Source organism: Sphingobium sp. LF-16 (assembly GCF_003711185.1).
GTDB lineage: Bacteria > Pseudomonadota > Alphaproteobacteria > Sphingomonadales > Sphingomonadaceae > Sphingobium > Sphingobium yanoikuyae_A.
Window position 1 is genome coordinate 3967979 of sequence record NZ_CP029335.1, and the last position, 12047, is coordinate 3980025.

Annotated in this window: 9 protein-coding genes; 8 read left to right on the top strand and 1 reads right to left on the bottom strand. The window is 64.6% G+C overall.

Features of this window, described 5'->3' with window-relative positions; genetic code table 11:
- Positions 1-2 precede the first annotated feature (2 nt).
- The 6 genes from DIZ22_RS18655 (at position 3) to DIZ22_RS18680 (ending at position 9265) form a co-directional block, all read left to right on the top strand.
- Positions 3-1304 carry a cation:proton antiporter gene (locus tag DIZ22_RS18655; RefSeq protein ID WP_048936718.1) on the top strand — a complete coding sequence of 434 codons (1302 nt, stop codon included), beginning with the start codon at positions 3-5 and terminating at the stop codon, positions 1302-1304.
- A 47-nt stretch (positions 1305-1351) separates the two neighbouring features.
- On the top strand, positions 1352-2863 hold the full coding sequence (locus tag DIZ22_RS18660; protein ID WP_048936854.1) for a tryptophan halogenase family protein: 1512 nt from the start codon (positions 1352-1354) through the stop codon (positions 2861-2863).
- Between the two features lie 282 nt (positions 2864-3145).
- On the top strand, positions 3146-6172 hold the full coding sequence (locus DIZ22_RS18665; protein WP_107917524.1) for a TonB-dependent receptor: 3027 nt from the start codon (positions 3146-3148) through the stop codon (positions 6170-6172).
- A 149-nt stretch (positions 6173-6321) separates the two neighbouring features.
- Complete coding sequence (locus tag DIZ22_RS18670; RefSeq protein WP_048936716.1) at positions 6322-7032, top strand: SapC family protein; 711 nt, start codon at positions 6322-6324, stop codon at positions 7030-7032.
- Positions 7029-8042 carry a cupin-like domain-containing protein gene (locus tag DIZ22_RS18675; protein ID WP_048936715.1) on the top strand — a complete coding sequence of 338 codons (1014 nt, stop codon included), beginning with the start codon at positions 7029-7031 and terminating at the stop codon, positions 8040-8042. The genes DIZ22_RS18670 and DIZ22_RS18675 overlap by 4 nt, the downstream gene beginning before the upstream one ends.
- Positions 8043-8119: 77 nt before the next feature.
- Positions 8120-9265: a glycoside hydrolase family 43 protein gene (locus tag DIZ22_RS18680; RefSeq protein WP_048936714.1), complete on the top strand. Its 1146-nt coding sequence runs from the start codon at positions 8120-8122 to the stop codon at positions 9263-9265.
- 45 nt (positions 9266-9310) lie between these two features.
- Here DIZ22_RS18680 and DIZ22_RS18685 read toward each other — a convergent pair whose 3' ends face one another.
- Positions 9311-10447: a Gfo/Idh/MocA family oxidoreductase gene (locus DIZ22_RS18685; RefSeq protein WP_048936713.1), complete on the bottom strand. Its 1137-nt coding sequence runs from the start codon at positions 10445-10447 to the stop codon at positions 9311-9313.
- 127 nt (positions 10448-10574) lie between these two features.
- Between DIZ22_RS18685 and DIZ22_RS18690 the strand changes: the two genes are divergently transcribed.
- Together DIZ22_RS18690 and DIZ22_RS18695 are read left to right on the top strand one after the other, a co-directional pair.
- Positions 10575-10943 carry a c-type cytochrome gene (locus DIZ22_RS18690; RefSeq protein WP_026109143.1) on the top strand — a complete coding sequence of 123 codons (369 nt, stop codon included), beginning with the start codon at positions 10575-10577 and terminating at the stop codon, positions 10941-10943.
- Positions 10940-12004: a sugar phosphate isomerase/epimerase gene (locus tag DIZ22_RS18695; RefSeq protein WP_017501007.1), complete on the top strand. Its 1065-nt coding sequence runs from the start codon at positions 10940-10942 to the stop codon at positions 12002-12004. The genes DIZ22_RS18690 and DIZ22_RS18695 overlap by 4 nt, the downstream gene beginning before the upstream one ends.
- The last annotated feature ends 43 nt before the right edge of the window (positions 12005-12047 follow it).

The following is a 12047-nucleotide window of genomic DNA, read 5'->3' on the forward strand; positions in this document are numbered from 1 at the left end:
GCATGGATCTGGTCCATGTCGGCGCGGCGTTGGCGGTGCAGATGGTCGTCATTCTTGGCGCCTGTCGCCTGTCCGGCTGGCTGGTCGGTCGGCTCCTGCGCCAGCCACGGGTGATCGGCGACATGATCGCGGGCATCCTGCTTGGTCCCTCGCTGCTCGGCTGGCTGGCGCCGCAGGCCCAGGCGCTGCTCTTCCCGATCGAGACCCGGCCGCTGCTGCAGTTCGTCGCGCAGGCCGGCATCGGTCTCTACATGTTCCTCGTCGGCCTCGGCTTTCGCCGCGCGCATTTCCATCTTCAGGCGGGCAGCGCCGTTGCGGTTTCGCTGTGCGGCATCATCGCGCCCTTCCTGGGCGCGGTGGCGCTGACCCCCTGGCTGTCGGCCATGGGGCTGTTTGGGCCGACGGTCACGCGGTTCGAGGCGACCCTGTTCATCGGCGTCGCCATTTCCATCACCGCCTTTCCCGTGCTGGCGCGGATCATCCGCGAACGGGGGCTGGGCGGCACGCCGCTGGCCGCGCTGGCGCTGTCGGCCGGGGCGATCGACGATGCGATCGCCTGGTCGATCCTGGCGATCCTGCTTGCCTGCATCGGCGCGGACGGGATGATCGCGGTCCGGGCGCTGGGCGGCGGCGGGCTGTTCGCGATCGTCATGCTGTTCCTGGGGAGCCGGCTGCTGGCGCCGCTCGCTCGCTGGGCAGAGCGGGAAGGGCGGGTCACGCCGGCCATGCTGCTGGTCGTGCTGCTGCTGTTCGGCGGTTGCGCCTGGGCGATGGACATGGCCGGGCTGCATGCCGTGTTCGGCGGCTTCCTGCTGGGGGTGGCGATGCCGCGTGGCATCCTGTCGCAGGGGCTGGCCCGCAGGCTGGAACCGACGACCATCGGTCTGCTGGTGCCGATCTTCTTCACCGTTTCCGGCCTCAATACGCAGGTGACGATGGTTAGCAGCCTGTCGCTGGCGCTGGTCGCGCTGGCGATCCTGGCGGCATCGATCCTGGCCAAGGGGGGCGCCTGCTGGGCGGCGGCGCGGCTGACCGGGCACGACAATGTCACCGCGCTCGCCGTCGGCGCGCTGATGAATGCGCGCGGGCTGATGGAATTGCTGGTCATCAATATCGGCCTGCAGCGCGGCATCATCGGGCCGGAACTGTTCGCGATGCTGGCGCTGATGACGATCGTGACGACGATGATGACGGTTCCGGCGATCGACCGGCTGGCGCGTCGGAAGCGGCTGGGCGGCCCGATTGCCGACGGGCCGGACGATGACCCCACCGCGCGCGCCGTCGCCACGCCCGGTGCTGCCTGACCGATGCGGCGCCCCATCCTGTTTTTCCTTCCGCTGGATTGACCGACATGCATGCAGATTTTCCGACGTCCGACCGGGTGGTGAAGCGGGTTGTCGTCGCCGGCGGCGGCACTGCCGGCTGGGTGACGGCGACCGCGCTGGTCCGCCATCTGGGACCGCTGATCGACATCATACTGGTCGAATCCGACGCGATCGGCACCATCGGCGTGGGCGAATCCACCGTGCCGACCTTCCGCGGCTTCCACCAACTGATGAAGATTCGCGAAGACCGCTTCATGGCCGAGGCGCAGGCGACGGTGAAGCTGGGCATCGAGTTCAAGAATTGGGGGCAGGTCGGCGACCGCTATATCCACCCGTTTGGCACGATCGGGCTGCAATGGAGCTGGATGGCCGATTTCCATCATTTCTGGCTGCATGCCAGGGCGCAGGGCTTTGGCGGCGAGCTGGGCGAATATTGCCTGGAGTGGATGGCGGGCGAGGCCAATCGCATGTCGCTCAGCAGTTCGGTCGCGCCCAGCTACGCCTATCATATCGACGCGGCGCGCTATGCCCGCTTCCTGCGCAGCCTGGCCGAGCCGGCGGGGGTGAAGCGGGTCGAAGGCAAGATCCGCAATGTCGAACTGACGCCCGAGAGCGGCCATATCGCGGCGCTGGTGCTGGAATCGGGCACGCGGATCGAGGGTGACCTGTTCATCGACTGCACCGGCTTTCGATCGCTGTTGCTGAGCGAGGCGCTGGGTGTCGGCTTCGAGGATTGGGGCCAGTGGATCCGCACCGACCGCGCGGTCGCGGTCCAGTCCACCTCCGACGGTCCGGCCCAGCCCTATACTTCGGCAATCGCGCATGAGGCGGGCTGGCGTTGGCGCATCCCGCTGCAGCATCGCGACGGCAACGGCTTCGTCTTCGCCAGCGATTTCATGTCCGACGACGAGGCGCATGCCCGGCTGCTGGCGGAGATCGAGGGGGAGCCGATCGTCGACCCGTGGCTGGTGCGGTTCAAGACCGGCACGCGGACCAGGGCCTGGCACAAGAACTGCGTTGGCCTGGGACTAGCCGGCGGCTTCATCGAGCCGCTCGAATCGACCAGCATCCACCTGATGATGGCGGCGGTGACGCGGCTGATCGAGGATTTCCCCTTCCACGGGTTCGACGACGCGCTGCTCGACCATTTCAACCGCAAGTCACGGCTGGAATTCGAGAATATCCGCGACTTCATCATCCTTCACTATCATGTGACCCAGCGCGACGATTCCCCCTTCTGGGATCATTGCCGGACGATGGAGATACCCGACAGCCTGAAGGAAAGGCTGGCGCTGTGGCAGGAAAATGGCCGCGCCTATCAATTGGGGCATGAGCTGTTCCGCGTCGACAGCTGGTCGTCGGTGTTGCTGGGTCAGCGCATGCACCCGCGCGGCTATCATCATGTCGCGGCGATGATGCCCGAACCGCAGCTGCGCGAGGAACTCGCGCGGATGCGCAAGGACATTGCGGGGGTCGTCGCGGAGATGCCCAGCCATCGCGAATTTCTGCGTCGCTATTGCCCTGCAGAATTGGCCTAGTCAAAAAATGCGCATCGGTAGACTATTTTTTGCAATGCACAATAAAACATAAAAATCTATTATTTTCAGTCAAATATAAATCTGTAAATCAAACCCTTAGGGACTTTAACCGATCACAGCATCATAATTGACAACGCTGACCATTAGGCTAGCATGAACGTCCAATAAGGCTCGATGTGGGCGAGCTGTTAAAAAAGGGAGGATTCTGAAATGGGTTTACCATATTCCAGATTCATGCGTTGCGCGTCTCTGATAGCGCTAACGTATAGCGTTACACCAACAATGGCGCAGGCGCAGGACGCCGCCGTCCAGAATGCCGAAGCCGACATCATCGTCACCGGCGTGCGTGCCAGCCTTGATCGCGCGATCGACATCAAGCGCAATTCGAGCGGTGTGGTCGATGCCATTTCGGCCGAAGATATCGGCAAGTTCCCCGACACCAACCTGGCGGAATCGCTGCAGCGTATCACCGGCGTGTCGATCGATCGCGTCAATGGCGAAGGGTCTCAGGTCACAGTCCGCGGCTTTGGCGGCGGCTTCAACCTGGTGACGCTGAACGGGCGCGCGCTGCCATCGGCCAATGTCACCTCCGTCGGCGGCGACCAGAATGCCGACTATTCGTCGGGCACCAGCCGCTCCTTCGATTTCGGTAATCTGGCGTCGGAAGGCGTCAGCACGCTGGAAGTCTACAAGACTGGCCGTGCGGCGATCCCGTCGGGTGGTATCGGCGCGTCGATCAACGTGATCACCCGCAAGCCGCTCGACGCGCGCGAGGCGGGCTTCAGCGGCACGATCGGCGTCAAGGCGCTCTATGACACCAGCGTCGAGAAGAGCCTGAGCGATCCGGCCAAGATCACGCCCGAAGCATCGGGCCTGCTGAGCTGGCGCGACGAGAATGAAGTGTTCGGCGTGTCGATCTTCGGCAGCTACCAGAAGCGCAATTTCTCGACCCGCGGCGCGACCGTCAACAACTGGAACATCCGTCGCTACAGCCAGTTCGCCGATCCGGCCAATGGCTTCGTCAACGCCAATACCCAGATCAGCAACGCGCCGACCGACCCCAACACTTTGGTGTCGGTGCCCAATGACAGCAGCTATTATTATTCGCAGGGCTCGCGCGAGCGCATCAACGGATCGGCGGTCATGCAATTCCGACCGACCGAGACGCTGACCTTCACCGCCGACGCTTTGTTCGCCCAGAACAAGCAGCGGGAACAGCGCGCCAGCCAGGGCAACTGGTTCAACCGGCCCTTCGCCCAGGTGGAGTTTGACGGCAATCCGGTGGTCGCCACGACCAGCTATCTGCAGGAGAATATCGCAGGCGTGAAGGACGCGGCCTTCGAACAGGCCGAACGCGGCGTGCGCAACCGGCTGCAGGATTATGGCCTGAACGCCAAATGGGAAATCAACGACCGCGTCACCCTGTCGATCGACGGCCATACCGGCCTGGCGCAAAGCTCGCCGGACAATCCCAATGGCGTCAGTTCGACGCTGGTGGGCCTGGGCGCGCCGATCGTGGCGTCGCAGTCGGCCGATTTCAGCGGCGTCATCCCGGTCCAGTCGATCACCATCAACGATGCCCTGCGCGGCAATAATAATGGCGTGCTGGATCTGGGTGATCTGGGGTCGCAGATGGGCCGCACCGTGTCCTCGGCGCAGCGCCAGCGGCTCAACGAGATCCGCGCCGACCTGGGCTGGGAACTGGATGATGGCGGCAGCCGCTTCGATGTCGGCGCCAATTACCGCACGTCCAAGATGCGCCAGACCCGCACCCAGACGCAGCAGACGCTGGGCGACTGGGGCATCAGCAATGTCGGCGATATCGCATCGGTCGCGCCGGGCGTGCTGCAGGAATATTGCCTGGTCTGCAAGTTCGACAATTTCGATGCCAAGGGCCAGGGCGCGACGCTGACCGCCTTCCAGGGCAGCGCCGTCGATCTCTATAATGCGCTGTCGCCTTATTATGCCCAGCGCGGCAATGCGATCGGCATCACCCAGCAGGAAGATAACCGGGTCAAGGAGGATATCTGGTCCGCCTATGGCCAGTTGACCTGGAAGGGCGAACTGGCGGGCCGTCCGGCATCGCTGGTGGTCGGCGCACGTTACGAACGGACCAAGGTGCGCTCGACTTCGCTGGTGGCGGTGCCGCAGGCGATCAACTGGGTATCGGACAACGACTTCACCCTGGTGGTGTCGGATGAGGTCCAGCCGGTTTCGGACAGCGGCAATTACAACAACTTCCTGCCCGCGATGGACTTCCAGATCGAGCTGGCGAAGAATTTCATCGGCCGCTTCTCGTTCAGCAAGACCATTGCCCGGCCCGATTATGGCAATCTGTTCGTGGCAAGCTCGGTCGGCACCCCGCCGCGGCCGATCGCGCTCGGTGGCTTTGCCACTGGCTCGACCGGCAATGCTCGCCTGTCGCCGCTGATTTCCGACAATCTCGATCTGTCGTTCGAATGGTATTACAAGCCGTCGAGCTACATCTCGGCGGGCGTGTTCGAAAAGCGGGTGCAGAATTTCGTCGGCACCGGCCAGACGACACGCAACCTGTTCGGGCTGCGCGATGTCAGTTCGGGCGCGGCGGGATCGCGATCGGGCACGGCACTGGCTGAACTCAAGCGGCTGGGGGCTGACCCGAGCGACGTCAATCTGTTCACGATGACGGCATTGCTGCAGCAGCAGGGCAATATCGATGCCGCGTCGCAGCAGTTCCAGGCGAACTATTCGAACGGGGCGCTCAGCCAGGCCTTCATCGACCAGGTGCTGACCGAAGTCGACCTGACGCCGGACGCCAATGACCCGCTCTACGACTTCGAGGTCACGCAGCCGATCAACAACCGGCAGGGCAAGATCTGGGGCTTCGAACTCGCCGCCCAGCATTTCTTCGGCAATACCGGTTTCGGTGTGTCGGCGGCCTATACGCTGGTCCGGGGTGACGTCGGCATCGATGTCGGCGCCGATCCAAGCGAGGACCAGTTCGCGCTGGTCGGCCTGTCGGATACCGCCAACGCCACGCTGATCTATGACAAGAACGGCCTGTCGGCCCGTCTCGCCTATAACTGGCGCGACAAGTTCCTGCAGTCGGCCAACCGTGGCGGCGGTGATCGCAACCCGGTGTTCGTGCGCCCGTTCGGCCAGCTTGATCTCAACATCAGCTGGGATGTGTCGGAACAGTTTGCCGTCTCGTTCGAGGCGATCAACCTGACCGAGAGCGACATCCGCACCTATGGCCGCGACAAGAGCAACCTGTGGTATGCGCAGGAACTGGACCGTCGCTTCCTGCTGGGTGGGCGCTTCCGCTTCTAAGGGGGTGAGCCGGGGCCGTCCTGCCGGGCGGCCCCGACTTTCACAATTGCGTCGGGCGGACGGCATCGAGGCGGGCCACGCAAAGGGCTTTTCCTGCGCCGCCGACGCCCTACTATGGCCGCCCGTTCATGCGGCACGCCGGATATTCCATGACCAGCACGATGATACTCGATCCCATCACCCATGCCGCGCTTCGGGTCGCACCGGGCAATGGCGCCGCCTTCGGGGATGCCGTCAACCAGACCCTGATCTTCCCGACCGAGATCGACGCGATCCAGCGGGAATATCCGATCCTGATCCAGCGTGATGGCCAGGGCATCTGGCAGCTCACCGCGCTGCTGGGGTTCGATCGCGACGAAAATCTGTTTCTCGACGCCGGGGGCTGGACCGCACGCTATGTGCCCGCCGTCCATCGGCGCGGCCCTTTCCTGATCGGCATGCAGCAACGCGACGGCGAAGATCATCCGGTGATCCATGTCGACCTCGACGATCCGCGCGTCGGCGCGGCGGGCGAAGCGCTGTTCCTGCCCCATGGCGGCAACGCGCCCTATCTGGACCATGTCGCCGATGCGCTGCGCACCATCCATGAAGGCCATGGCCTGAGCGCGCCGATGTTCACCGCGTTCGAACAGGCCGGGCTGCTGGCGCCGATCGCACTGGACATCGCGATCGATGACGCGCAGCGCTATGACATTGCCGGTCGCTTCACCATCGATGCCGATCGGCTGGAGGCGCTGGATGGTCCGACGCTGCAGGCGCTGCATCAGGCGGGCCTGTTGCAACTGGCCTATGCGATCCGCTCCTCGCTCGCCAATATCGAGGATCTGATCCTGCGCAAGCGGGCGCGGCAGGCGGCGTGACGCTGCACCAGACCCGGCGGATTGCCGCCAGCGACCTGACGCCTGGCTGGCTCGACGATCTGATGGCGGCGCAGAGGCCGGTCGTGATCGGCGGACTGGTCGATGGCTGGCCGCTGGTCGCTGCCGGGCGGCTGTCGGCGCAGGCGGCGATGGACCGATTGCTCGCCGATTATGGCGGCGCGCCGGTCACCGGCTATGTCGGGGCGCGGGGTGCCGGGGGCCGCTTCTTCTACAATGATGAGCTGACCGGCTTCAATTTCGATCGCGGGCAGGCGCCGCTGCCCCATTATCTCGACAGAATCCGGGCGGATGCCAGTGGCGAGGGCCCGGCCATCTATATCGGGTCGACCGATGTCGACCGCTATTTCCCCGGCCTGCGTGCCGACCATGACCTGCCCGGCCTGTTCGGTGCGGCGGTGCCGACCGTCAGCCTTTGGATCGGCAACCGCACGGTCGCCGCGACCCATTATGACAGCTCGCACAATCTGGCCTGTTGCCTGGTCGGGCGGCGCCGCTTCACCCTTTTTCCGCCCGATCAGGTCGGCAATCTCTATCCCGGCCCGCTGTCGCCGACGCCCGGCGGCCAGGTGGTCAGCATGGTCGATCCGGCCGCGCCCGATCTGGCCCGTTATCCGCGCTTTGCGCAGGCGCTGGCGGCCGGTGAGGTGGCCGAACTGGAGCCGGGCGACGCGCTCTTCTACCCGGCGCTCTGGTGGCATCAGGTCGAGGCGCGCGACGGCTTCAACATCATGATGAACTATTGGTGGGACGCCGTGCCCGACTTCATCGACACGCCGATGGCGACGCTGCTGCACGGGCTGCTCAGCATCCGCGAGCGGCCGGACGCCGAGCGCATGGCCTGGCGCGCGCTGTTCGACCATTATCTGTTCGGACCGGCGCAGGACGCGCGCGACCATCTGCCCGATCATGCCCAGGGACCGTTGGCGCCGCTGACGCCGCTGGAGGCGCGACGCCTGCGGGCGATGGTGATGCAGCGCCTCAACCGCTGAAAGGGCGGCGCCAATCGAGCGTTGCACGCGATTTATGATAACGCTATCAATTGCGCAAATCGCAAGGAGAGGATGATATGACGATCAAGCGCAGAATGTGCCTGCACGCATGGCCGCTGGCCCTGGGACTGGCGCTCGCCGCCTGCCAGCAGGCGCCGGAACAGAAGGGCGAACAGAAGACCGAGCAGGCGGCCGACAATGCCGCGAGCGGCAAGCGCGATGCGTCCGAATATCTGTCCCAGCCGCTGGTCAGCGACATCTACACCGCCGATCCGTCCGCCCATGTGTGGAACGGCAAGATCTATGTCTATCCCAGCCACGACATTGACGGGCCGACGCCCGAGGATGACCTGGGCAGCCATTTCGAAATGCGTGACTATCATGTCCTGTCGATGGACAAGATCGGCGGGCCGGTGACGGTCGGGCCGGTGGCGCTGGACGTCAAGGATGTGCCCTGGGCCGACAAGCAAATGTGGGCGCCCGACGCGGCCTACAAGAATGGCACCTATTATCTCTACTTCCCGGCCAAGGACAAGGAAGGCGCCTTCCGCATCGGCGTCGCCACGTCCAAGGATCCGATGGGGCCGTTCAAGGCGCAGCCACAGCCGATCAAGGGCAGCTATTCGATCGATCCGGCCGTCTTCACCGACGCCGACGGGCAGAGCTATATTTATTTCGGCGGCATCTGGGGCGGCCAGTTGCAGCGCAATATCGGCGGGAAATATGATCCGGACGGGTCGAAGACCGACCTGAAGCAGGATGACAAGCCGGCGATCGCGCCGCGCGTCGCCAGGTTGAACGGCGACATGCTGGAATTTGCCGAAACCCCGCGCGAGATCCAGATCCTGGACGACAAGGGCAAGCCGCTGCTGGGTGGCGACCATGATCGCCGCTTCTTCGAGGCGTCATGGATGCACAAGCATGATGGCAAATATTATTTCAGCTATTCGACCGGCGACACCCATTATCTGGTCTATGCCGTCGGCGATTCCCCTTATGGCCCCTTCACCTACAAGGGCCGCATCCTGGAGCCGGTCGAAGGCTGGACCACCCACCATTCGATCGTCGAATGGGGCGGCAAGTCCTGGCTCTTCTATGCCGATAGCCAGTTGTCGGGCCAGACTCGCCTGCGCAACGTCAAGGTGACGGAACTGCGCTACAATGCCGATGGCAGCATCCAGACGATCAATCCGCTGCTGCCCAAGAAGGGCGCGGCGCACTGAGGGCGAAGGGAAGCGCGGCGATCATGTCGCGCTTCCCCTTTCATGTCATGCGCCGGGCAGCGTGGTCCATTTGGCGTCGCCCGCCGCATTGGCGATGACGGTTTCGACAAAGCCCATGGTTTGCAGACCGTCGCCGACCGACGGGAACCAGGCTTCGCCGCCCCGGATACACGTGGCGAAGGCGCGGTAGAGATTGGCGAACGCCTCGATATAGCCTTCGGGATGGCCGCTGGGCGTGCGCAGCAGCGGCAGGGTCGAGGGCAGCAGGCCCGGTCCGGCCGCGCGCAGCACTTCGGTGGGCCGATCCAGCCAGCGCAGGGTCAGCGTGTTGGGCGCCATCTGCGCCCATTCCAGCCCGCCATGTTCGCCATGGATGCGCAGCTTCAGGCCATTTTCGTCGCCGGCCGCAACTTGAGACGCCTTGAGGATGCCGCGCGCGCCATTGTCGAGGCGCAGCAGCACATTGACGTCGTCGTCGAGCCGACGCCCCTCGACATGGATGCTGAGGTCGGCGCAGATTTCGCTGACGCGCAGGCCCGACACATGTTCGGCCAGGTGAAAGGCATGGGTGCCGATGTCGCCTAGACAGCCGCCCAGGCCCGCACGGGCCGGATCGGTGCGCCATTCGGCCTGCTTGTTGCCGTCGCGGTCGATCGCCTGGCTGAGCCAGCCTTGCGAATATTCGACCTGCACCAGCCTGATCTTGCCGAAATCACCGCGCGCGACGCGCGCCCGCGCCTCTTCCACCAGCGGATAGCCGCTATAGGTGAAGGCGAGGCCGAAATGCCGGCCGGAGCGTTCGGCGGCGGCGGCGATCTGGCGCGCTTCAGCCAGATCGAGCGCCATCGGCTTTTCGCAGAAGACATGGAAGCCCGCGTCAAGCGCGGCGATCGCCATCGGCGCGTGGAGATGATTGGGCGTCACGATCGACAGAGCGTCGATCCGCTCGTCCGCCGGCAGCGCCTGTTCGCCCGCCAGCAGCGCGTCGAGCGAATCATAGGTGCGCGCCGGGTCGATTCCCAGTGCCTCGCCCGAGCGCCGGTTGCGATCCGTGTCGCCGCTGAAGGCGCCGGCCACCAGTCGCCAATCACCATCCAGTGCCGCGGCAGCGCGGTGGATCGCCCCGATAAAGGCGCCTTCGCCACCGCCGACCATGCCCAGACGCAACGCTTTTCCTGTCATCCTCATCCCTCTTTCCCATTAGTCGACAGACCGTTCATTCTGCCTCTTGATCTTCCGATCATATTGGAACAGTTTACCGGTAAATAAAAGCCACAGACAAGACGGAGAGTCGAGGGTGCAAAGGGTAATGGGCTTCGGCCTGGTAGCGCTCGCAACGGGCGCAGTGATGATCCCCGCCATGTCGAGCCAGGCGCAGACCGCACCAGCGGCGCCGCCGGCCTTCAACGCCTGCCGCGCCTGTCACAGCGTGCAGCCCGGCGGCAAGAGCGGCCTTGGCCCCAATCTGGTCGGCGTCGTCGGCCGCACCGCCGGCACTCTGGCCGGCTTCAACTATTCCCCCGCGCTCAAGGCATCGAAGCTGAAATGGGACGAGAAGGCGCTGGACGAATATCTCGCCGCGCCGACCAAGAAGGTGCCCGGCAGCCGCATGCCCATTTCCACGCCCGATCCGGCCAAGCGCGCCGCGATCATCACCTATCTCAAGAGCGTGAAATGACGGCGGCGAAGGGCGCGATGCGCGGCCCGGCCATCTTCTTGGCGCAGTTCATGGGCGATGCCGCCCCGTTTGACAATCTGGACAATGCCGCGCGCTGGATGGCGCAGGCGGGCTACAAGGGCATTCAGGTGCCCAGCAATGATCCGCGCTGCATGGACCTCAAGCTGGCGGCGGAAAGCCAGGATTATTGTGACGATCTGATCGGTCGCTGCCGCGAGGCCGGGGTCGAGATTTCGGAACTGTCGACCCATTTGCAGGGCCAGTTGGTCGCGGTCCACCCCGCCTATGATGCCGCCTTCGACGCGTTCGCGCCGGCCGAACTGCGCGGCAAGCCGGCCGAGCGGCAGGCCTGGGCGGTCGAGCAGCTGAAGCTGGCGGCGGTGGCCAGCCGGCGACTGGGGCTGAAGGCGCATGCGACCTTCTCCGGCGCTCTGGCCTGGCCCTTCGTCTATCCCTGGCCGCAGCGGCCGGCGGGTCTGGTGGAAGAGGCGTTCGCCGAACTGGGGAAGCGCTGGCGCCCGATCCTGGACGCGTTCGAGGAACAGGGGATCGACCTTTGCTACGAACTGCATCCGGGCGAGGATCTGCATGACGGCCTGACCTTCGAGCGCTTCCTGGATGCGGTCGGCGGCCACAAGCGCGCCAATATCCTCTATGATCCCAGCCATTTCGTGCTGCAGGCGATGGACTATCTGCAGTTCATCGACATCTATCATGACCGCATCCGGATGTTCCACGTCAAGGATGCGGAGTTCAACCCGACCGGTCGCGCGGGCGTCTATGGCGGCTATGCCGACTGGATCGACCGGCCCGGCCGCTTCCGCTCGCTGGGCGACGGCCAGGTCGACTTCACCGGCATATTCTCGCGCTTGACCCAATATGGCTATGATGGCTGGGCGGTGCTGGAATGGGAATGCTGCCTGAAGCATCCCGAGGATGGCGCACGCGAAGGCGCGCCCTTCATCGAGGCGCACATGATCCGCCGGCCCGAACGGGCCTTCGACGATTTCGCAGGGGGCGGTGATCCCGCCAACAACCGGCGCTGGCTGGGGCTCAGCTGACGCCGCAACCGACGATCGACACATGTCCCGACCGGAAGGCCGG

What these genes read in the sequence shown, in the direction of transcription:
- DIZ22_RS18655 (WP_048936718.1), top strand. Translation starts at nt 3, where the DNA reads ATGGATCTGGTCCATGTCGGCGCGGCGTTGGCGGTGCAGATGGTCGTC.
- DIZ22_RS18690 (WP_026109143.1), top strand. Translation starts at nt 10,575, where the DNA reads ATGGGCTTCGGCCTGGTAGCGCTCGCAACGGGCGCAGTGATGATCCCC.
- DIZ22_RS18670 (WP_048936716.1), top strand. Translation starts at nt 6,322, where the DNA reads ATGACCAGCACGATGATACTCGATCCCATCACCCATGCCGCGCTTCGG.
- DIZ22_RS18685 (WP_048936713.1), bottom strand. Translation starts at nt 10,447, where the DNA reads ATGACAGGAAAAGCGTTGCGTCTGGGCATGGTCGGCGGTGGCGAAGGC.
- DIZ22_RS18660 (WP_048936854.1), top strand. Translation starts at nt 1,352, where the DNA reads ATGCATGCAGATTTTCCGACGTCCGACCGGGTGGTGAAGCGGGTTGTC.
- DIZ22_RS18680 (WP_048936714.1), top strand. Translation starts at nt 8,120, where the DNA reads ATGACGATCAAGCGCAGAATGTGCCTGCACGCATGGCCGCTGGCCCTG.
- DIZ22_RS18665 (WP_107917524.1), top strand. Translation starts at nt 3,146, where the DNA reads ATGGCGCAGGCGCAGGACGCCGCCGTCCAGAATGCCGAAGCCGACATC.
- DIZ22_RS18695 (WP_017501007.1), top strand. Translation starts at nt 10,940, where the DNA reads ATGACGGCGGCGAAGGGCGCGATGCGCGGCCCGGCCATCTTCTTGGCG.